This window comes from Collinsella aerofaciens (assembly GCF_040926265.1).
GTDB classification, from domain to species: domain Bacteria; phylum Actinomycetota; class Coriobacteriia; order Coriobacteriales; family Coriobacteriaceae; genus Collinsella; species Collinsella aerofaciens_BB.
The window spans coordinates 1-21,080 of sequence record NZ_JBCOIL010000003.1; the positions used below are offsets into that span (position 1 = coordinate 1).

The window sequence follows — 21,080 nt, forward strand, 5'->3', positions numbered from 1 at the left end:
CACTTAATGTGGCCTTCGTGCGAGCAGGACTGTCCGCAGCAGCGAGCAAAGCCTAGCCGACCGGCCCCAGCTAAGATTAAAGGAGCTGATATGTGCGATTGCACAGATCATAAGGACGAGATCCCTGCCTACGACGCGCAGGCCATTGAGTCCAGGTGGATGAAGGCCTGGGAGGACTCCAACCTCTTTGCCGTCGACACCGACGACAGCAAGCCCAAGAAGTACGTGCTCGAGATGTTCCCGTATCCGTCGGGCGACCTGCACATGGGCCACGCGCGCAACTACACCATCGGTGATGCCATGGCCCGCCAGGCCCGCATGCGCGGCTACGACGTGCTGCACCCCATCGGCTTTGACGCCTTTGGCCTGCCTGCCGAGAACGCCGCCATCAAGCACAACACGCAGGCTGCCGCCTGGACGTATAAGAACATGGATCAGGCGCTCGCCACGATGAAGCGCATGGGCTTCTCCTACGATCTGGATCGCATGGTCAAGACCTGCAGCCCCGATTATTACCGCTGGGGCCAGTGGATCTTTGAGAAGATGTGGGAAAAGGGTCTGGTCTACCGCAAGAAGAATCCGGTCAACTGGTGCCCCACCTGCAAGACCGTTCTGGCCAACGAGCAGGTTACCGAGGGCAAGTGCTGGCGCTGCGGCACCGAGCCCGAGAAACGCGACCTTGAGCAGTGGTACTACAAGATTACCGAGTACTCTCAGGAGCTGCTCGACGACCTGGAGAAGCTCCCCGGCTGGCCCGAGCGCGTCAAGCAGATGCAGGCTAACTGGATCGGTCGCTCCGAGGGCGCCGAGGTCGACTTTACCCTTTGCGACCGGGATGGCGAGCCCATCGAGGGCGACGAGGGCAAGATCACCGTCTTCACCACGCGTGCCGACACCCTCTTTGGCGTCTCCTTCTTTGTCCTGGCTCCCGAGTACGCTCATCTGCACGAGCTCGTCGAGGGCACGGAGTACGAGGAGGCCGTCACCAAGATCGTCGAGGACTCCAAGCATATCTCTGCCGTCGAGCGTGCCCAGGGCACCATCGAGAAGCACGGTGCCTTTACCGGCCGCTATGTGGTGAACCCCGTCAACGGCGAGAAGGTCCCCGTGTGGGTTGCCGATTATGTCGTTGCCGACTACGGCACCGGTGCCGTCATGGCCGTTCCCTGCGGCGACCAGCGCGACTTTGAGTTTGCCCGCAAGTATGACCTTCCGATCGTGCCGATCATCCTGGACGATGACGACCGCGCTGCCGTCGAGGCCAGCGGTGAGACCATCGATACCTTCCATGCCGAGACCGTCGACTGGGACTGCGCCCACGCTGCTGAGGGCACGCTCGTCCAGTCCGGTAAGTACACCGGCATGCGCGGCGGTAAGCACTCCGAGGGCGAGGCTGCCATCGTGGCCGACCTCGAGGCCATGGGCTGCGGCCGTCGCAAGGTCGAGTTCCGTCTGCGCGACTGGCTCATCAGTCGCCAGCGCTATTGGGGCAACCCCATCCCGGCCATCCACTGCGAGCACTGCGGCATCGTGCCCGTGCCCGAGGATCAGCTGCCGGTGACGCTGCCCGAGAACCTGGACCTGGGCGCCGGCGAGACCCTCGCCGAGTGCAAGGAGTTCTACGAGACCACCTGCCCGGTCTGCGGTCGCCCGGCCAAGCGCGAGACCGATACCATGGACACCTTTACCTGCTCCAGCTGGTACTACCTGCGCTATACCGATCCGCACAACACCGAGCTGCCCTTCTCCCGTGAGGCCGCCGACCGTTGGATGCCCGTCGATAACTACATCGGCGGCATCGAGCACGCCATTCTGCACCTGCTCTACAGCCGCTTCTTTACCAAGGCACTGCGCGACCTGGGCCTGCTGAGTGTGGACGAGCCCTTCACCAACCTGCTGTGCCAGGGCATGGTCAAGGACGAGAACGGCGACACCATGTCCAAGTCCAAGGGCAATGTCGTGCCCCCGAGCTCGGTCATCGAGCCCTACGGCGCCGACACCATGCGTTTGGCGATCCTGTTTATCGCCCCGCCCGAGAAGGACTTCGACTGGGATCCCAAGGCTGTCGAGGGCGCTAACCGCTTCATCAAGCGCGCCTGGCGTATCGTTTGGCAGCTCGTCCAGTCCGGCGACGCCAACGTGGCCTTCGACAAGTCCGCGCTCGACGAGGTCGCGATGAAGCTCTATCGCGAGCGTCACCGCACCATCGCCAAGTGCACCGAGGACTTCGATCGCGGCCAGTTCAACACCGCCATCTCGGCCGTCATGGAGCTCGTCAACGCGGCGAGCGCCTACCTCAATGCCACCGAGGGTGCCGCCCGCGACAAGGCGCTGTGCTACGGCGTGGCCAAGGACATCGTGAGCGTCCTTGCCCCCATCTGCCCGTTCTGGGCCGACGAGTTGTGGCACGAGGCGCTCGGCTGCGAGGGCAACGCCTACACCGCCTCCTGGCCCGAGTTCGACCTGGCCGAGTCCGTTGAGGACACGGTGCAGATCGTGGTCCAGGTGCTCGGTAAGGTCCGCGGCCGCGTCGACGTGGCCCGCGATGCCTCCAATGAGGATATGCAGGCTGCCGCCGAGGCCGCCGTCGCCAAGTGGCTCGAGGGCAAGACGGTCGTCAAGGCCATCTGCGTGCCCGGCAAGCTGGTCAACCTGGTGGTCAAGTAAGTACTGCGCGCAAAGCTGACGCATAAAAGACGAGGGGCGATCCGGTTGGGTCGTCCCTCGTCTTGTGTTTTATGCCCTGCTTAGTCAGCGCGTCGCACCTTCTTCTATGGGATGTGTACCAGGTCCCTAAAGTAAACGTTGCCCGTTGCCTCTTCGAACATCCAAATGTTGAGGTAGATATCGTTGAGGTCGTTGTTCACATCAAAGTCCGGATCGTCGAAGGTGCCCACAAAGGTGAGCATGGCGCGCGTTTCTTCTCCAGCGGCGACCGGTTGGCGCATGCGTACGTCGCGGACCTTACCGTTGACGTAGGCATAGGAGTCCACATCGCCAAACATCATGTCGACACCGGTGTTGTTGGACACCGTAAAGACGAGCGCGGCGTCGCCGTAGCCGTCGGTGTCCTTGCCCACGCAGGTGACGTGGACGTTTTCGTCTGCCTCAAGGTCGATGGGGAACTGTTCTTGGGAATCGGGACCCAGGCCCTGGGGATCGACGATGTCTTCGTTTATTTTGTCGAAGCTCTCCGATGGCGTCGTTTTCTCGATGGCTTTGGTGCTGCCAGGGTTCGGTTCGCATGTTCCGGTTTTGCCATTTGCGTTGCCGCAGCCCACGAGGACCAACGAGCATGTTGCGATGGCGAGCGCAGTCATGCAGAGGGTGTCTAGGCGTTTCATAGGCGCCTCCTTGCCGTAGAGGATTTGAAAAGGTTCGTCCTTGCGCGACTTGCTGGCTGGCTTGTTGCAGAATGTCCCTTAGCGTAAGTCTGAACGATAGGGGCTCGGGGAGGAATGCCCTTGGGGTCCGAACGGGCCTGTGGATTGGGACGCATGGCCCGTTTTGGGGCTGTTGAGGGTGCGCCGCATGGGGTTCCTCGACCAATTGTCCTATTCTTGTGGAGAAGCTGTGCGCACGCTGACCTGCAGATTCGTACTGTGCTTGCACGTTTCCGCAGCTATTGTTATAGTTTGCTTGCAAATGAAGTTGTAATTGAAAGAAGTGGGGTTTCGGCCCCGCTTCTTTTTTGTATGGATGGAGGTGCCGCAATGGTCAAGACCAAGACCGAGCAGGCGATCATCGACGCGCTCGAGGCCGTCGCCCCCCAGCACGATGTCGACATCGTCGACGTCGAGCTCGTGGGTGCCACCAAGGCCCCCTGCGTGCGCGTGCGTATCGAGGGTGCCGAGGGTCAGAGCCTGTCGCTCAACGACGTCACGGCCAACACCAAGTGGGTCGGCGATGTGATTGAGGAGCTCGACCCCATCTCTTCGAGCTATACGCTCGAGGTGTCGAGCCCGGGTATGGCGCGCCCGCTGCGCCGCCCGAGTGACTTTGCCCGCTTTGTGGGCGAGAACTGCGAGCTCACCTCTACCGCCACCGAGGGCCGTCGCAAGTACGCCGGCAAGATTGCCGCCGCCACCGAGACGAACGTGACCCTCGAGCTCGAGGACGGCGAGTCCGTTACCCTCGATTTCTCTGATGTTAAAAAGTGCAAGTTGAAGCCCACCTACGACTTCAAGCCCGTGAAGGAAGGAAAGTAAGATGGCAGCATCCGACATGATGTCCGCCCTGATGGAGCTTTGCCAGGAGAAGCACATCGACCAGCTCTACCTGATCGACCGCCTGGAGCAGTCGCTCGCCAAGAGCTATGCCGAGATCCTGCATCTTGAGTGGGGCGCCAAGGTGACCATCGACCGCACCACCGGCAAGATCTACGTCTACCGCCTGGAGCCGATCGACGATTCCATGGACGAGGAGGGCAACTTCACCGAGTTCGAGGAGATCGACGTCACCCCCAAGAACACGAGCCGCATCGCTGCCCAGCACGCCAAGGCCGAGATCAACGCCATCGTGCGTAACTCCGCCCGCGAGCAGATTTACGAGGAGTTCTCCGGCCGCATCGGTGACCTCATCAGCGGTACCGTGCTGCAGTCCACGCCCGACTTCACGATCGTCAAGATCCGCGAGGGCGTCGAGGCTGAGCTGCCGCACTTCGACCAGCGCCGTTACGAGAACGAGCGCAACGAGCGCCCGATGGGCGAGCGCTACCTGCACAACCAGCACATCAAGGCCGTGATCATCGACGTTCGCGACCCCAACTCCAACCTGCAGCCGGCTCGTGGCGAGCACAGCCGTCCGCCGATTGTCATCTCCCGTACCCACCCCGAGCTCATGCGTCGTCTGTTTGAGCAGGAGGTGCCCGAGATCTATGAGGGCACCGTCCAGATCAAGTCGATCGCCCGCGAGCCCGGCCAGCGCTCCAAGGTCGCCGTCCACTCGCTCGACGATCGTCTGGATCCCGTGGGCGCCTGTGTCGGCCCCAAGGGCAGTCGTGTTCGCGCTGTCGTGGGCGAGCTCCGCGGCGAGCGCGTCGACGTCATCCTGTGGGATGCCGATCCTGCCGTCTACGTCGCCAACGCCCTGTCGCCCGCCAAGGTCACCCGCGTCCTCATCGACGAGGAGAAGGCCTACGCCGGTGTCATCGTGCCCGACGACCAGTTGTCCCTCGCCATCGGCAAGGAGGGCCAGAACGCCCGCCTTGCTGCGCGCCTGACCGGCTGGCACATCGACATCAAGTCCGAGACGCTTGCCGCCGACATCCTCAAGAACGTTCCCGTTCACGAGGAGCCCGCCGCCGACCTGATCGGTGACGAGGAGGACGAGGACGTCCGCCGCTGCGAGTATGTGTCCGAGGACGGCATCCAGTGCCGCAACCAGGCTCGTCCTGGCTCCCGTTTCTGCGGTGTCCACGACACCGACGCCTTCGATGATGCGGAGGACCTGATCTAGCGCGCGGTTGCGCCGGGCGGGTCCCGGCGCGTCTCCCACGCTCGTTCAGTCTCTAGGCACCCAAGGTGCCAGAAAGGGTAGGTGAAGTCATATGGCAAAAGTCCGTGTGTCCACCCTGGCCAAAGAGTTCGGCATGACCTCCAAGGAACTGATGGGTCATCTCGCCGATATGAAGATTCCCGCTAAGTCCGCTTCCTCCACCTTGGAGGACGCTTATGTCGCTATGGTCCGCAAGCAGCTCGCCTCGGTGATCGAGGCCCGCGCTCAGGAAGTCGAGGCCGCCAAGCAGGCCGAGGAGCAGGCAGCTGCCGCCGAGGAGGCCGCACGCGCCGCCGAGGCCGAGCGCGAGCGCATCGCCGCCGAGAAGGCCCGCGAGGAGGAGCGCCGCCAGTTTGCCGCAGCCCAGGCTGCCGAGGAGGCTGCCCGCGCCGAGGCCGAGGCCAAGAAGAAGGCCGAGCAGGAGCGCCTTGCCCGCGAGAAGGAGGAGGCTGCCCGCGAGGCCCAGCGCCGCGCCGTTCCCGCTTCCGACTCCGGTTCGCGCTTCCGCTCGCTGCTCGACCAGATCGCCGCACAGGAGACCGTTCTCAAGGAGAAGAAGGACGCCGAGGACAAGGCCAAGGCCGAGCGCGCCGCCGAGCGCGGTAACCGTCGTGGCGGCAACAACGACCGTCGCGGTGGCCGTCGTAACGATCGCAACGCTTCCGACAACAACTCCGAGCGCAACGCCTCCGAGAGCCGTCCGCACAGCCATCGCACCAACGCCAGCAACAACGTCGCTGCCGGCATGGACTTCCCCAACCCCGACAAGCAGGGCAAGGGCAAGAAGCGCAAGGGCGGTCACAACAACGAAGAGGACCACTACAGCCGCATGGCTCGCGAGGCCGAGGAGTACAGCCGCGAGAAGGTGCTCGAGGAGGCTCGTGCCGCCGTCGAGGAGGCCTCTCGCGAGTCCACTGGTCGCCGCAAAAAGCGCAAGGAGAAGCGCGAGCGCGAGGCCGCAAAGGCTCAGGAAGAGCGCAAGATTGAGGAGGCGCTGGCCCAGGGCGTGAACCCCGAGGACCTCGACGCCATCAAGGTCTCCCAGGGCGTTACCGTCCAGGAGCTCGCCGAGGCGCTCGACGTTCCGGCCAACGACATCATCAAGCGCCTGTTCCTGCTGGGCACGCCGCTTACCATGACGCAGTCCATGTCCGATGACCTCGTCGAGCTCGTTGCCGACGACCTGGGTCGCCAGATCAAGATCATCACCCCCGAGGAGGAGAACACCTTCTCGTTCTACGACGACCCCGCCGATCTTAAACCGCGTGCCCCGGTCGTCACCGTCATGGGTCACGTCGACCACGGCAAGACGAGCCTGCTCGACGCCATCCGTCACACCGGCGTCGCTGCCGGCGAGGCGGGCGGCATTACCCAGGCCATCGGCGCTTCGCAGGTCATGATCAACGACCGTAAGATCACCTTCATCGATACCCCCGGTCACGCCACCTTTACGGCCATGCGTGCCCGCGGCGCCAAGGTGACCGACATCGTCATTCTGATCGTGGCTGCCGACGACGGCGTCATGCCCCAGACCATCGAGTCGATCAACCACGCCAAGGCCGCCGGCGTACCCATCGTCGTCGCCGTCAACAAGATCGATAAGCCGGGCGCCAACCCCGACCGCGTGCGCCAGGAGCTCACCGAGTACGGCATCATCCCCGAGGAGTGGGGCGGACAGAACATGTTCGTCAACATCTCGGCCAAGCAGAAGATCGGTATCGACGACCTGCTCGAGACCGTGCTGCTCCAGGCCGACGTGCTCGAGCTCAAGGCCAACCCCGATACGTTCGCATCGGGCAACGTCCTCGAGGCTAAGCTCGACAAGGGCCGCGGCTCGGTTGCCACCGTGCTCGTGACCCGCGGTACCCTGCACGTGGGCGACACGCTGGTCGCCGGCCTCACCTATGGCCGCGTCCGTGCCATGCTCGACCCCAAGGGCAACGCCGTCACCGAGGCCGGTCCCTCCGACGCCGTCGAGATCTTGGGCCTGCAGTCCGTCCCCAACGCCGGCGACGAGTTCCGCGTATTCGAGGACGAGCGCGAGGCTCGTGCGCTGGCTGACGAGCGTTCGCTCAAGGCCCGTATCGAGGAGCAGAGTCGCGTCAAGCACGTCACGCTCGAGAACCTCTTCGAGACCATCGCCGACGCCGAGGTCAAGGAGCTCAACCTGATCATCAAGGCCGACGTCCAGGGTTCCATCGAGGCCCTTCAGGACTCCCTCGACAAGATGGATCAGTCCGAGGTGCGCATCAACACGATCCACTCCGCCGTTGGTGCCATCAACGAGACCGACGTGGTCCTGGCCGACGCCTCCAACGCCATCATCATCGGCTTTGGCGTTCGTCCCGACGGCAAGGCCCGCTCCGCCGCCGAGCGCGAGGGCGTCGAGATCCGTTGCTACGACGTCATCTACAAGTGCCTCGAGGACCTCGACGCTGCCCGTATCGGCATGCTCAAGCCCACCGAGGTTGAGGTCTCCACGGGTACCGCGACCGTCCTGGACACCTTCAAGGTGCCCAAAGTCGGCATCGCCGCCGGTGTCCGCGTCGAAGAGGGTGAAATCGCCGCGACCGATTCCGTACGCCTGGTGCGCGACGGCATCGTGGTCTTCAACGGTAAAATCGCTTCGATGCGTCACTACAAGGACGAGGCCAAGAGTCTCAAGAGCGGCTCCGAGGGCGGTATTGGCCTGGAGAACTTCCAGGACATCAAGCCTGGCGACACCATTGAGGGCTACCGCATCGACCAGGTTGCCCGTACCGAGTAGGGGGTAGCGCTATGAAGCAAACGCAGGCAACCCGCCGTCTGGGCGAACAGCTTCGCGAGAAGCTCGGTTATATCCTGCTCTTTGAGGTTTCCGATCCGCGTCTCGACCTGGTCACCTTGACCGCGGTCGAGGTCGCGGTGGACCGTTCGTTCGCGCGCGTGTACGTGTCGTGCGACGCGAGCCGCTACGACGAGGTCATGGAGGCGCTCGCCAGCGCCAAGGGTCGCATCCGTAGCCTGTTGGCCCGCTCGCTCGATTGGCGCGTCACGCCCGAGCTCGATTTTCGCATCGATCGCTCGACCGATGAGGCCGAGCGCATCACGCGCGCGCTGGAAAACGTTCCCGCCACGCTTGCGATCGAAAAGGACGAGGACGGCTATCCCATAGCGGATGCCGCCCAGGAGGCAGCTTTAGATGAGTAATTCCGCCGACCTCGCATCGTGCGAGTCTGCAGATATTCAGCGACGCATCCTCGAGCTCATCGAGGATGCGTCCTCCATTGCGATTTCGGGACATACGTCTCCCGATGGCGACGCCCTGGGCTCCGTGCTGGGTCTGGGCTTATCGCTTATGAAGTTTTTCCCCAACAAGGACATTGCCCTGCTGCTGGCAGACGATGACCCGGTTCCGCGCATCTACCGCTTTATGGAGGGTGCCGACCGTCTGGTGCCGGCATCTGCGTATACCGACAATCCGGACCTGTTCATCTCGGTGGACGTGCCGGTCGTCGAGCGTCTGAACAACTCAGCTGAGGTGCTCCGCCGCTCGTCGCATGTGGTGTGCTTCGATCACCATCCGGCGCGCGAGGAATTTGCCGAGCTGAGCCTGAGGTGCGTCGGCGCCGCAGCCTGCGCCATGATCATCGACCGCTTTTTGGACAATTGCGGCATTGTCGCACGTGATGGCGTTGCGACCTGCCTGCTGTGTGGCTTGGTTACCGATACCGGCCGTTTTCAGTATCAAAACGCCGATGCTGCTGCGTTCCATGCCGCCTCGCGCCTGGTCGCGCACGGTGCCGATCCGGCGCGTGTTGCGCTCGAGGTCTACCAGAGCATGCGCGTGGAGTTCTTGCATCTCAAGTCCATCGTTATGGGCCGCATCAAAACAGTGGCGCACGGTCGCGTGGCATATAGTTATGCGTACCAGAGCGACCTCGAGGCCTGCGGCGTCACTTCGGATGAGTGCGACGGCCTGGTCGATGTGGTGCGTTCGGTTATGGGCGTGGAGGTCTGCCTGTTTCTGAAGGGCATTGAGGGCGATACCAAGGTACGCGGCAACCTGCGCTCCAAGGGTGACCTCGATGTGTCCGAGATCGCTGCCAACTTTGGCGGTGGCGGGCATCATGCCGCCGCCGGCTTTTCCAACAACGGAACGATTCGCGAGACGCTCGCCGTGGCACTTCCCATGCTGGCCGAGCTGGTAGGGGAGGATCCCGCTTCGGTGACCGTCGAGCTCTAACATTTTGGATGGTACATGGCTCGTCGTACGCCTTCTCAACTGAATATGCTGCTCGCCGTCGATAAGCCGGTGGGCTGCACGTCCCACGATGTGGTCTCGCAATGCCGACGCGCCCTCCATGAGCGGCGCGTCGGCCATGCCGGCACGCTCGACCCCATGGCATCCGGCGTCATGGTGGTGGGCGTGGGCCAGGCTACTCGTCTGCTGGGCATGCTAACCCTCGATACCAAAAGCTATGTCGCCGACATCTCGTTTGGTGCCGAGACCAATACCGATGATGCGGAGGGCGAGGCGGTTCGCACAGTGGCTGTTGCCAACGAGCTCCGCGATCCTGCCTATGCCCGTGAGCACTTGGCCGCTATGCTGGGCCCGCAGATGCAGGTGCCGCCGGCGTTTTCGGCTATCTCGGTCAATGGCGTTCGCGCCTACAAGTCTGCTCGCGAGGGCAATGCGGTGGACCTACCTCCGCGCCCCGTCGAGGTCTATGCCGCCGACCTGATTGCCGTGGGCGGCGAGGGTGATACATGCGTGTGGACCGTGGCGTTCTCGGTGAGCAAGGGCACCTATATCCGTGCGCTCGCTCGCGACCTGGGCCGTGCTTGTGATAGCGCCGCGCATATTTCCGCGCTTCGTCGCACCGCATCCGGTGCTGTTTCCATTGGCGCTTGTCATGCGGTGGAGGAGCTTTCTCCCGAGTCCGCGGCTAGCTTTGCCCTGAATCCCATTGCAGCCCTGGGCGCCACGCGTGTTGACTTGCCGGGCAATCTTGCCGACGACCTGCTCTGCGGCCGACGCATTCCCGTTGAGCGTGCGCTTGCCGATTTCGATGCCTCGAAGGCGCCGTTTGCGTTGGTGCTCGATGGGGGACTCAAGGCGCTCGCTCGCATTGAGAGTGGCCGCTTTGTTATGGAGCACGTGTTTCCGCAAGCAATCGGCGGTGTTCGATGATGCTTTCCGCTCGCGAGCTCGCGCGTATTTTTTTCGCGGGCGAGTCGGACGAGGCTCGCATCGTTACTGCCGATACGTTTGATGAGTGCGAGCACTTGGGTGCCGCATCGATTGCCATCGGCGTGTTCGATGGCGTTCACCGTGGACACCAGGAACTTATCGAAGCGCTTGTCCGTGATGCCCGTGCCCATGGCTGCAAGGCGGTCGTAGTTACCTTCGATCCCGACCCGGACGTCGTGGTGAGCCCTTCGCCCGCCCAAAAATTGATGACGACGGCCGACCGTCTGCATGCCCTGGCTCAAACCGGGGTCGATGCGGTGGTGGCCGTTCCCTTTACGCCTGAGGTTGCGGCGCTTGACCATGTTGATTTTCTCTCGCTGGTGTCGCGTCTGGTCGACATTCGATCGATTCGCGTTGGCAGTGACTTTAGGCTAGGTCGTGGTGGTGCTTCTGGTGTTGCCGAGATGCGCGCCTGGGGTTCCGAGCACGGCGTTGACGTGTATGGTCACGACCTTCTTTGCGAGGGCGGTGAGGCCATTTGCGCCACGCGCATTCGTCATGAGCTGGGACAGGGCCATGTGGAGCTTGCTGCTGAGTTGCTCGGTCGTCCGTATATGGTGCGTGGCGGTGTAATTCGCGGCCGTCACGAGGGTTCTGGCATGGGCTTTCCCACGGCAAACCTGCAGGTTCCCGACGGCATTCAGGTGCCTGCCGATGGCGTGTATGAGGGTCTGGTGCTGGTCGATGACACCGCGTGGCCCGCTGCCGTGAACGTCGGACTGCCGCCGACGTATGCCGACGATGCCGCTTCGGCGCATCTCGAGGCTAATTTAATTGGTTATACGGGCGACCTGTACGGCGCTTCCGTTTCGCTGGCGTTTACGCGCTGGCTGCGTCCGTCGCGCGTGTTCGATTCGCTGGATGAGTTGATCGCGACCGTCGAGGGTAATATCGGAGATATTCGTCACAACTTGGGCGAGCAGGGGGTGAGCATCCGTGATTAGCGATGAGGAGAAAGACCAGGTACGCGCTGCGTCCGACTTAGTCGCCATCGTGCAGGAAACGGTTGAGCTCAAGCCTCGCGGTCATGAGTTTTGGGGTTGCTGTCCCTTTCATGGCGAAAAGACTCCGTCCTTCCACATTATTCCCGCCACGCAGGTGTGGCATTGCTTTGGCTGTGGCGAGGGTGGCGACGTCTTCACCTATATCATGAAGCGCGAGAACCTGAGCTTTCCCGAGTCGATTCGCTACCTGGCCGACCGTGCCGGTATTGAGCTGCACGATACCGGCGCCTATCGCGAGCGCGGCACCAAGCGCGCCCGCATCTATGACCTGTGTGCCGAAACCGCCCAGTTCTATCACACCATGCTTATGCGCGGTAAGGACAGCCGTCCGCGCGAGTACTTTGCCAGCCGCGGTATGGGCGGCGACGTCTGCCGCCGCTACTGCCTGGGCTTTGCACCGGGCCGTAACGCGCTGGTGTCGCACCTGTCCCAGGCGGGTTTTACCCCGCAGGAGATGATCGACGCCAACGTTGCCGTGAGCCGCGGGCGCGGGCAGCTTGCCGACCGCTTCTACGACCGCGTAATGTTCCCCATCTTTGACGAGCAGGGTCACAACATTGCCTTTGGCGGTCGCATCATGGGTGACGGCCAACCCAAGTATCTCAACACCGCCGAGACGAGTGTGTTCCATAAAAAGCGAAACCTCTACGGTTTTAATTGGGCCAAGGAGTTTATCGTCGCGCAGGATACCGCCATCGTGGTGGAGGGTTATACCGATTGCATCGCCTGCTGGGAGGCGGGGATTAAAAACGTTGTCGCCACGCTGGGCACCGCCCTCACGGAGCATCACGTCAAGACGCTCACCCGCTTTGCCAAGCGCATCGTGTACATGTTCGATGGTGACGCCGCCGGCCAAAAGGCTGCTCGCCGTGCGATTCAGTTTATCGAGCAGGATTCTATGGATCTGCGTTGCGTGGTGCTGCCCGACGGTAACGATCCCATGGAGTTCATCACGGCGCATGGTGGCGAGGCACTGCAGACGCGCATCGACGCTGCCGAGCCGCTTATGGACTTTGTTTACCGTTCGCTGCAGGAGTCGAGCGACATCACCACGCCGGGCGGTCGCGCCAAGGCGCTGGAGGATGCGCTGACGCTTATCTATCCGTTGCGCAACAGCTATATGATCGACACGTACTTTATCCAGATTGCCGACCTGTTGGGTTTGGATCTGGAGACCGTGCGTGCGAGCTCGGGCCGTGTGTTTCGCGATGTCGCCAAGCGCGAGGATGCGGAACGACGTCGTGAGCAGAACTATGAGCGCCAGCGGGCACAGGCTGAGCGGTCCGGTAGCGCGGGCGGTCGGACGTCGGGTTCTTGCGATGCCGGTCGCGGTGCTTGGGCATCGGGCGCTACGCCGCCGGTGTCCGCGCCGGTCGAAGAAGAGCCGTACGACTACGTCCCGCTCGATGCCTATGGCGCTGCACCAGTGGAGGTCGTTGACGACTTGCCGCCGATCGATGTGCCTGATGGTATGGGCGCTGTGCCTGTGCCTGATGGTTCGAACGCACCGGCTGCGGCGGCGCCGATGGTTTTGACCGATCTAGAGCGCAAGTCCTTGGCAGGGGAGCGCGAGCTGCTGACCATGCTCACGAGCTACCCCGACCTGTTCCGCACGTATGCCGACCGCATCTGCTCCATCGAGTGGGTTGACCCACGTCACGAGTCCATCGCATGGGCCGTTCTGGCAACGCCGCCGGGAACCGATCCTGCAGCCTGCATGGATGCGGCGCGCTCAGTGTGTCCAGATGCGGCAACGCTTGTGAGTGCCGGGCGCATCTCGGCGACGAGCAAGCACCCCACTGAGACGAACATCGTGTTTATGCTCGATACGCTCGAGCTCTACACCATCAAGCGCCGCATGCGTGCCGCACAGGCCAAGCTGCGACAGGACCGTTCGCTCGATGATGAGGCCCGTCGCGCGCTGACCGTGCAGGCTGCGCAGGATTCGCAGCGTCAACGCGAGCTGCAAAAGTCGATCGGCGGCGTGGCGGACCCGTTCCGTTTGATTGGTTTGGAGACCGCAGGAACCGAACAGGCCTAGATGTTGTGGTCAACCAGCGTATTCTCGCCTATATCCAGTCCTCTTTTTGGGTATAGACGTCAATGTGTGTGCTAAAGTATTGAGTCCTGTGGACTATGAAGGGAGAATCTGTGCCAAAAAAGACTGAGAGCACGGGTACTGGGCTGGAATCCTACGTTGCAAAGCTCATGGGCAACGGCTCAAACAGGACTTCGGTAACCGAGGACGAGATTCAGGTCGCCCTGAAGGATATCGATGTTTCTGACGAGCAGCTCACTGCGGTGTATTCCGCGCTGCGCAACAGCGGCATCCAGATTATCTCCGCGAGCGGTAACGACGACGCCCCCATGGACGTCGACGATGACGATAACGATACCGATACCGACGATTTCGATGACGACGACGAGCACGATTCCGGCTCGCTCGACGATCATGAGCTCAAGATGGCCCGTCAGGCCGATGCCGAGATGGGTTCTTCCAAGAGCAAGAAGAAGCGCACCGTGCGCACGTCCCGTTCACGCTCCCGCGTGCGTGGCATCGATGCCTCCACGGTGATGCTGACCGGCGATCCGGTTCGTATGTACCTCAAAGAGATCGGCAAGGTCGACCTGCTGACCGCCTCCGAAGAGGTCGATCTGGCCATGAAGATCGAGGCCGGTCTTGAGGCCACCGAGAAGCTCGAGGCCGCCGATGCCGGTGAGCTCGAGCTCACGCGTGCCGAGATGCGTCGTCTTACGCGCATTGAGAACGTCGGCCTCGAAGCTAAGCAGGCACTCATCAGCGCAAACCTGCGTCTGGTCGTCTCCATCGCCAAACGCTATGTCGGCCGCGGCATGCTGTTCCTTGACCTGATCCAGGAGGGCAACCTCGGTCTGATCCGCGCCGTTGAGAAGTTCGACTACCAGAAGGGCTTTAAGTTCTCCACGTACGCCACGTGGTGGATCCGTCAGGCCATTACGCGCGCCATTGCCGATCAGGCCCGTACCATCCGTATTCCCGTGCATATGGTCGAGACCATCAACAAGCTCGTCCGCGTGCAGCGCCAGCTCCTTCAGGACCTGGGTCGCGACCCGACCCCTGAGGAGATCGGTGCCGAGATGGACATGAGCGCCGACCGCGTCCGCGAGATCCAGAAGATTTCGCAGGAGCCCGTGTCGCTCGAGACCCCCATCGGCGAGGAAGAGGATTCCCAGCTGGGCGACTTCATCGAGGACTCCCAGGCTATCGTTCCGCCCGATGCCGCCAGCTTCTCCATGCTGCAGGAGCAGCTCACCCAGGTGCTCGACTCGCTTGCCGATCGTGAGCGCAAGGTTATCGAGCTGCGCTTTGGCCTTGTCGACGGGCATCCCCGCACGCTCGAGGAAGTCGGCCGCGAGTTTGGCGTCACGCGCGAGCGTATCCGCCAGATCGAGTCCAAGACCTTGGCCAAGCTCCGCCACCCGAGCCGCAGCAGCAAGCTCAAAGACTATATCGAAAGCTAGTCAAGCAAGAAGCGCCCTCAAGCACATCCGCTTGGGGGCGCTTTCATGTGGTCATTGGGGACGTCCCCAATGACTAGGTCGGAAAAAATCTCAAAAAAGTTCTTGCCCTAAGCTGATTCGTCCGTATAATAAACTTCGTTGCTTGAGAGCACGCAACTATTCCTCGGTAGCTCAATGGTAGAGCACGCGGCTGTTAACCGCGCTGTTGTAGGTTCGAGTCCTACCCGGGGAGCCAGGTTGTAAAACCCGTCGCTTATGCGGCGGGTTTTTTCATGCCGCGACCACTTGACTCGAACGTTGCCATATCAACATTTCGTGTCGAGGATGTAATCCCGCGACCCACCACCTCAACATGGCGCGGTCGTTGTAGAATATTGCAATGATTGCTCCCACGACATGGTGCCGCGAGCACCAGATAAGGAGATTCTTGTGTCTGAGACCATTAACGGCAGCCTGAGCGTCTCGAACGACGTTATTGCCGATATTGCCGGTTATGCCGCGATGACGTGCTATGGCGTCGTCGGTATGGCTGAGCAGCTCCAAGGCGCCGAGAGCGTGCGCCTGCTTGCCGGTCAGCGCCTCCGCAAGGGCGTGCTTGTCTCCGCCGACGAGAACGGCCTTACGGTCGATCTTCACGTCGTGCTCGAGAACGGCGTCAACATGAAGTCCGTCTGCCACAATCTTTCGAGCTCCGTTGCCTTCACCCTGCAGGAGATCGCCCAGATCGATCCCGCCAGCCTTAAGATCGGCATTCACATCGACGCGCTCAAGAGCCGTCTGAACTAGCATCCGAAAACGGAGATTCAAATACCCATGATTGCAAAGACCATTCGCACCTGTTTTCCGATCGCTGCGGCTGCTGTTTCCGACAAGGCCGAGGAGATCAACAAGCTCAATGTCTTCCCCGTACCCGACGGCGACACCGGTACCAACATGTCGCTCACGCTCGCCTCGGTGACCAAGGAGCTTTCCGCCCTTCCCGCCGATGCCGATATGGAGGCCATCGCCGGCGCCATCACCCACGGCTCCCTGATGGGTGCCCGCGGCAACTCCGGCGTCATCACCTCTCAGATCCTGCGCGGCGTGGCCGAGGGTCTCGTCTCTGCTGATGAGCCCATCACGTCCGCCAACATCGCCTATGCGTTCCGCCGCGCCGTCAAGGTCGCCTTCCAGGCCGTCCGTAAGCCCATCGAGGGCACGATTCTCACGGTGCTGCGCGATGTCTCGACCAAGGCCGACGAGTGCGAAAGGAAGAAGTTCTCGGCCGAGGACGCGCTCGATGCCATCGTCGTCGAGGCCTACCAGTCCGTCGCTCGCACGCCCGACCTGCTGCCCGTTCTGAAGGAGAACGGCGTGGTCGACTCCGGCGCCTTTGGCTTTGCTATTTTCCTTGAGAACTTTGTTGCCGCCGCTCTTGGCCGCAGCACCGTGGTCGAGGATTTCTCCGCCACGTTTGATTCCGCTGGCTCTGCCCGCGACGCGGCCCTCAATCGCGTTGAGATCGAGGCCAACGACGACTGGGAGGGCTCGGAGTTCCGCTACTGCAACGAGTTCCTCTTTAAGGCTGACGCTCCCTTTGACGAGGATGAGTGCCTTAAGTTCCTGGGTTCCATGGGCGACTGTGAGCTACTCGTGGGCGCCTACCCCGATTACAAGATCCACGTGCACTCCAACACCCCCAACCTGGTGCTCGAGCACATGCTTCAGCTTGGTCAGATCTACGAGGTCTTTATCCACAACATGGAGATGGAGGCCCACGACCGTACCGCCAAGATTCATGAGGACCAGGAAAAGGCCGCCGAGCCCGCCAAGGCGCTGGGCTTTGTCGCCGTTGCCGCTGGGTCCGGCGAGGCAGACATCCTCAAGTCCCTCGGCGTCGACGTGATCGTGTCGGGTGGTCAGACCATGAACCCCTCGACTGCAGACCTGCTGGGCGCTGTTGACCAGGTCAACGCGACCTCGGTCATCATTCTGCCCAACAACGGCAACATTCGCATGGCCGCTGAGGCCGCTGCCTCAGCCTGCACCGACAAGAAGGTCGCCGTCGTTCCCACCAAGACCGTTCCGCAGGCCTTCTCCGCGCTGTTCGCGGTCCTGCCCGATTCCGAGCTCGAGGATGCCGTCGCCGCTATGGTCGACGCCATCAGCGAGGTCCGCGATGGCGAGGTCACCCGCGCCGTGCGCGACTCCAGCGCCTCCGACGGCTCGCCGATTCACTCCGGTGACGTCATGGGCATCATTGCCGGCTCCATCGATGTGGTCGGCTCTGACGTGAAGCAGGTCACGCTCGATTGCATCAACCGCATGCAGGAGGAAGAGGAGGGCGATGCGCTGACGATTCTGGCCGGCGAGGAGCTGTCCGATGAGGCCTTCCAGGAGATCGTCGACGCTATCGAGGAGGCTCAGCCCGATCTGGAGATCGACGCCCATCGTGGCGAGCAGCCGCTCTATCCCGTGATCTTCTCGATCGAGTAGGCAACTGCCCATGTCCGAGCTGTGCTCCGTGCCGCGCGTCTCGGAGCGCTTTGCCCAGAGCAATGCGCTCGACGAGGATATCGCGCGACTCAAATATGTTTCGGGTAAACGTGAGGAGGCCCTTCGCCGTCTGGGAATTCGGACGGTGGGGGACCTCCTTCTCCATATCCCTCATCGATACCTCGACTTTACCCGTTCTTGGTCTATCGAGATGGCGCCCATCGGTACCGTGTGCACCATCATCGCCACGGTCGACCGTATCGTCCAAAAGCAGCCGCGTCCGCGCATGCAGGTGACTGAGGTCTCACTCGTTGACGAGACGGGCGTGCTGCAGGTCGCCTTTTTCCGCCAGCCCTGGATTGCCCAGCAGCTTAAGCAGGGCGACCGCCTGGCCGTGATGGGCAAGGTCGAGTTTGCCTACGGTTTTAAGCAGATGGCCTCGCCCCACTTTGAAAAGCTCGAGGACGGGCGCGCCGCAGGCACCATTCTGCCGGTCCATTACGTGAGCGATGGCGTGAGCCAGGCGTGGATGCGCCGCATCGTAAGCGGCGCGCTCGAGGTCGTCGGCAATCCGTTCGATCCGATTCCCGCGCCGTTGCGCGCAAAGCGGAAGCTCATGAGCAATGCCCGCGCGTTGCGTTCGATCCATTTTCCATCGAGTATGGCCGAGCGCGATATCGCGCGCGCACGGCTTGCCTACGAGGAGTGTCTCTACCTGCAGCTGGCGTTGCGTCTGCGCAACGACGGCGGCCTGGTCGATGTGGTGCCCTATGCCCACACCGCGGGCGAGCACCTGGCCGCGCTCAAGCAAGCCCTGCCGTTTTCGCTGAGCGACGAGCAGGAGGCCGCGTTCCAGGATATCCTGCGCGATATGTGCGATGACGGGCGCGTGATGAACCGCCTGCTGTTGGGTGATGTCGGTACCGGTAAGACCGCCGTTGCCGCCTGCGCACTGGCTGTGGCTGCCGATAGCGGCACGCAGGCCTGCGTTATGGCGCCCACGGGCGTGCTGGCGCGCCAATATGCCGATAAGACCGGCCCTCTGCTCTCGCAGGCCGGCATTTCCTGGGCGCTTCTGACGGGTGCCACGCCGGCTGCAGAGCGCGAGCGCATCCATGCACAGCTGGAATCGGGCGAGCTTAACGTGCTCTTTGGCACCCACGCGGTGCTTTCGGATAACGTTGCGTTCAAGCATCTATCGCTCGTGGTCATCGATGAGCAGCACCGCTTTGGTGTGGGCCAGCGCAACGCCCTGCGCGCGAAGGGCCCCGGTGCCGATCTGCTCGTTATGACGGCAACGCCCATCCCGCGTACGCTGGCGCTTTCGGTCTACGGGGATCTGGATACGAGCATCATCCGCCACCGGCCTGTTCCGGGTGCCGGTGTGACCACACACGTGCTCACCGAGTCGAGCCGCGACCTCGCCTATGGCGCCATTCGCGAGGCGCATGAAAAGGGTCAGCAGGCCTACGTGATTTGCCCGCTCGTGGAGCCGAGCGATTCGGCCGATGAGCTGGAAGACGTGCCCGGTATTGCCCGCGACGACGAGGGCCGCGTGACGGTCCCCGTGCCGCTTCACGATACGGCAACCGAGCTCGACCGACTGCGTCTTGCGTTGCCGGGGCTTACCGTCGAGCGCCTTCACGGCCGTATGCCGGCGGGGGAGAAGGATCGGGTCATCGATGCCTTCAAGCGTGGCGAGATTGACGTGCTCGTCTCGACTACGGTGGTCGAGGTGGGCGTCGACGTGCCCAATGCTACCGTCATGGTTATCGAGAACGGCGAGCGCTTTGGTTTGGCTGCTTTGCACCAGCTGCGCGGTCGCGTGGGCCGTGGCAGCGTGTCGGGCACGTGCCTGGTCATGACGCACTCCAAGGGCAACGGCGGCGCGTCGGCGGCACAAGACCGCCTGCAGTCGCTCGAAAAGACCTCGGACGGTTTTACGCTCGCCCAGATGGACCTGCGTCTGCGTCACGAGGGCGAAATCCTGGGGTACCGCCAGCACGGCGGCGTGACCTTGCGCTTTGTCGATCTGGATGCCGACGAGGAGCTGATCGAGTGGGCCCATTTGGACGCGGTCGAGCTCTTGCGGTATGCTTGCACCCTTGACTCCGTGGCGACGCGCCCCCTGCGCGATGCGGTCGCCATGCGATATCGACACATATTTAAGGAGGTCAGCGGAGGATGAGAATCATCGGCGGCGAATGGCGCGGTCGTAAGATCGAGGAGCCCCGTGGTCGCGATGTTACCCGCCCCACGACTGATCGCGTACGTGAGGCGTGCGCATCTATGGTCATGTCGGCATTCGACTTCGATCTGGACGAGGTTCGTGTGCTGGACGCCTTTGGCGGCTCCGGCGCCTTAGGGTTAGAGATGCTCTCTCGTGGGGCCCGCTCGCTCACGACGTTTGAGATCGATCGCAACGCCGCGCGGCTCATTACCAAGAATATCGAGTCGCTCTGCCGTGACCGTTCACGTTGGCGTGTGGTCACGGGCGACATGCTGGTGAGTGCCTCGCGCGGTCGTGTGCCGGGCGGCCCCTTTGATCTGGTCCTGCTCGACCCGCCCTATGCTTTTGGTGCCGAGCCGGTCGAGGAACTGCTGCAGAACCTGGCTCAGCAGGGTCTGTTTGCACCTGGCGCTTTTGCCCTGTTTGAGCATGCCGCCGCCGATGCGGGCGCGCATCCGGCAGACTTTGAGACTGTACGTGAGAAGCGCTACGGCATTACCTCGGTCGACCTGCTCCGTTGGGTCGGCGATGACGATGGTGAGGGCGATAGCGCCGGCACCGATGCTGACAACAATGATGCCACGACGTTTCAGGAGGACGCCCATGAATGACACCATCAACCGCGTGATCGTCCCGGGCACTTTTGATCCCATCACGTTTGGCCATATCGATGTGATCCGCCGCGCCCGCCGCATCTTTCCTAGCGTGATCGTCGCTGTTGCCGAGTCGCAGGGTAAAAACGGCGTGGGCACCACGTTTATGCTCGATGAGCGCGTGGCGCTGGCCCGCGAGGCGCTCGGTGATATCGACGGCGTCGAGGTCCTGCCCTTTACCGGCCTCTTGGTCGACTTCGCTCGCGAGCAGGGGGCGGGGGCCGTGGTCAAGGGCCTGCGCGCCATGACCGACTTTGAATATGAGCTGCAGCAGGCCGACCTTAACTATCGCCTGGATAGCGAGCTGGAGTCCATCTTTGTCATGAGTGCGCCGCAGTACGGCTATATCTCGAGCTCGGTTGTTCGCCAGATCGCCTCGCTCGGCAGCGATGTATCGACGTTTGTCCCGTCCAACGTGGTCGAAGCGCTCAGACATCGCTTTTCGTGACGTTTTTTATTGCCTGGTGGCATGTGGTAAACTAGCACGA

Annotated in this window: 16 protein-coding genes and 1 tRNA gene; 16 read left to right on the plus strand and 1 reads right to left on the minus strand. The window is 62.3% G+C overall.

Annotation, left to right across the window (positions count from 1 at the left end):
- Window positions 1–90 precede the first annotated feature (90 nt).
- On the plus strand, window positions 91–2,667 hold the full coding sequence (gene leuS, locus AB5767_RS01155) for a leucine--tRNA ligase (RefSeq protein ID WP_368132014.1): 2,577 nt from the start codon (window positions 91–93) through the stop codon (window positions 2,665–2,667).
- Between the two features lie 104 nt (window positions 2,668–2,771).
- Here leuS and AB5767_RS01160 read toward each other — a convergent pair whose 3' ends face one another.
- Window positions 2,772–3,344, minus strand: a complete 573-nt coding sequence (locus tag AB5767_RS01160; protein ID WP_195503198.1) for a hypothetical protein — start codon at window positions 3,342–3,344, stop codon at window positions 2,772–2,774.
- A 369-nt stretch (window positions 3,345–3,713) separates the two neighbouring features.
- Here AB5767_RS01160 and rimP point away from each other — a divergent pair, with 369 nt between their 5' ends.
- The 15 genes from rimP (at window position 3,714) to coaD (ending at window position 21,040) form a co-directional block, all read left to right on the plus strand.
- Window positions 3,714–4,208: a ribosome maturation factor RimP gene (gene rimP / locus AB5767_RS01165; protein WP_368132015.1), complete on the plus strand. Its 495-nt coding sequence runs from the start codon at window positions 3,714–3,716 to the stop codon at window positions 4,206–4,208.
- 1 nt (window position 4,209) lies between these two features.
- Window positions 4,210–5,457, plus strand: coding sequence for a transcription termination factor NusA (gene nusA / locus AB5767_RS01170; protein ID WP_368132016.1), 1,248 nt, complete (start codon window positions 4,210–4,212; stop codon window positions 5,455–5,457).
- 91 nt (window positions 5,458–5,548) lie between these two features.
- Window positions 5,549–8,263: a translation initiation factor IF-2 gene (infB, locus tag AB5767_RS01175; RefSeq protein WP_368132017.1), complete on the plus strand. Its 2,715-nt coding sequence runs from the start codon at window positions 5,549–5,551 to the stop codon at window positions 8,261–8,263.
- A gap of 11 nt (window positions 8,264–8,274) precedes the next feature.
- The gene (rbfA, locus tag AB5767_RS01180; RefSeq protein WP_117647311.1) at window positions 8,275–8,685 is read left to right on the plus strand and encodes a 30S ribosome-binding factor RbfA; all 411 of its coding nucleotides are present in this window, start codon (window positions 8,275–8,277) and stop codon (window positions 8,683–8,685) included.
- Window positions 8,678–9,721, plus strand: a complete 1,044-nt coding sequence (locus AB5767_RS01185) for a DHH family phosphoesterase (RefSeq protein WP_271757869.1) — start codon at window positions 8,678–8,680, stop codon at window positions 9,719–9,721. The genes rbfA and AB5767_RS01185 overlap by 8 nt, the downstream gene beginning before the upstream one ends.
- Window positions 9,722–9,736: 15 nt before the next feature.
- On the plus strand, window positions 9,737–10,669 hold the full coding sequence (gene truB / locus AB5767_RS01190) for a tRNA pseudouridine(55) synthase TruB (protein WP_271757867.1): 933 nt from the start codon (window positions 9,737–9,739) through the stop codon (window positions 10,667–10,669).
- Entirely contained in the window at window positions 10,666–11,673 is a 1,008-nt protein-coding gene (ribF, locus tag AB5767_RS01195) for a riboflavin biosynthesis protein RibF (RefSeq protein WP_368132018.1), read from the plus strand. Before truB ends, ribF begins: the two co-directional genes overlap by 4 nt.
- Window positions 11,666–13,774, plus strand: coding sequence for a DNA primase (gene dnaG / locus AB5767_RS01200; RefSeq protein WP_368132019.1), 2,109 nt, complete (start codon window positions 11,666–11,668; stop codon window positions 13,772–13,774). Before ribF ends, dnaG begins: the two co-directional genes overlap by 8 nt.
- A 110-nt stretch (window positions 13,775–13,884) precedes the next feature.
- Entirely contained in the window at window positions 13,885–15,234 is a 1,350-nt protein-coding gene (gene rpoD, locus AB5767_RS01205) for an RNA polymerase sigma factor RpoD (RefSeq protein ID WP_055286388.1), read from the plus strand.
- A gap of 160 nt (window positions 15,235–15,394) precedes the next feature.
- Window positions 15,395–15,469: transfer RNA gene (locus AB5767_RS01210), tRNA-Asn, on the plus strand.
- A 161-nt stretch (window positions 15,470–15,630) separates the two neighbouring features.
- On the plus strand, window positions 15,631–16,020 hold the full coding sequence (locus AB5767_RS01215; RefSeq protein ID WP_187361832.1) for an Asp23/Gls24 family envelope stress response protein: 390 nt from the start codon (window positions 15,631–15,633) through the stop codon (window positions 16,018–16,020).
- Window positions 16,021–16,047: 27 nt separating this feature from the next.
- Window positions 16,048–17,709: a DAK2 domain-containing protein gene (locus AB5767_RS01220; protein WP_368132020.1), complete on the plus strand. Its 1,662-nt coding sequence runs from the start codon at window positions 16,048–16,050 to the stop codon at window positions 17,707–17,709.
- Between the two features lie 10 nt (window positions 17,710–17,719).
- Entirely contained in the window at window positions 17,720–19,897 is a 2,178-nt protein-coding gene (recG, locus tag AB5767_RS01225; RefSeq protein ID WP_368132021.1) for an ATP-dependent DNA helicase RecG, read from the plus strand.
- Complete coding sequence (gene rsmD / locus AB5767_RS01230) at window positions 19,894–20,550, plus strand: 16S rRNA (guanine(966)-N(2))-methyltransferase RsmD (protein ID WP_368132022.1); 657 nt, start codon at window positions 19,894–19,896, stop codon at window positions 20,548–20,550. Before recG ends, rsmD begins: the two co-directional genes overlap by 4 nt.
- Entirely contained in the window at window positions 20,543–21,040 is a 498-nt protein-coding gene (coaD, locus tag AB5767_RS01235; protein WP_349104232.1) for a pantetheine-phosphate adenylyltransferase, read from the plus strand. The genes rsmD and coaD overlap by 8 nt, the downstream gene beginning before the upstream one ends.
- The last annotated feature ends 40 nt before the right edge of the window (window positions 21,041–21,080 follow it).

Bases quoted from the DNA above. Each gene is read 5' to 3' on its own strand.
- coaD (WP_349104232.1), top strand. From the start codon at position 20,543: ATGAATGACACCATCAACCGCGTGATCGTCCCGGGCACTTTTGATCCC.
- infB (WP_368132017.1), top strand. From the start codon at position 5,549: ATGGCAAAAGTCCGTGTGTCCACCCTGGCCAAAGAGTTCGGCATGACC.
- rsmD (WP_368132022.1), top strand. From the start codon at position 19,894: ATGAGAATCATCGGCGGCGAATGGCGCGGTCGTAAGATCGAGGAGCCC.
- AB5767_RS01220 (WP_368132020.1), top strand. From the start codon at position 16,048: ATGATTGCAAAGACCATTCGCACCTGTTTTCCGATCGCTGCGGCTGCT.
- leuS (WP_368132014.1), top strand. From the start codon at position 91: ATGTGCGATTGCACAGATCATAAGGACGAGATCCCTGCCTACGACGCG.
- nusA (WP_368132016.1), top strand. From the start codon at position 4,210: ATGGCAGCATCCGACATGATGTCCGCCCTGATGGAGCTTTGCCAGGAG.
- rbfA (WP_117647311.1), top strand. From the start codon at position 8,275: ATGAAGCAAACGCAGGCAACCCGCCGTCTGGGCGAACAGCTTCGCGAG.
- recG (WP_368132021.1), top strand. From the start codon at position 17,720: ATGTCCGAGCTGTGCTCCGTGCCGCGCGTCTCGGAGCGCTTTGCCCAG.
- truB (WP_271757867.1), top strand. From the start codon at position 9,737: ATGGCTCGTCGTACGCCTTCTCAACTGAATATGCTGCTCGCCGTCGAT.
- ribF (WP_368132018.1), top strand. From the start codon at position 10,666: ATGATGCTTTCCGCTCGCGAGCTCGCGCGTATTTTTTTCGCGGGCGAG.
- AB5767_RS01160 (WP_195503198.1), bottom strand. From the start codon at position 3,344: ATGAAACGCCTAGACACCCTCTGCATGACTGCGCTCGCCATCGCAACA.
- AB5767_RS01215 (WP_187361832.1), top strand. From the start codon at position 15,631: ATGGTGCCGCGAGCACCAGATAAGGAGATTCTTGTGTCTGAGACCATT.
- AB5767_RS01185 (WP_271757869.1), top strand. From the start codon at position 8,678: ATGAGTAATTCCGCCGACCTCGCATCGTGCGAGTCTGCAGATATTCAG.
- rimP (WP_368132015.1), top strand. From the start codon at position 3,714: ATGGTCAAGACCAAGACCGAGCAGGCGATCATCGACGCGCTCGAGGCC.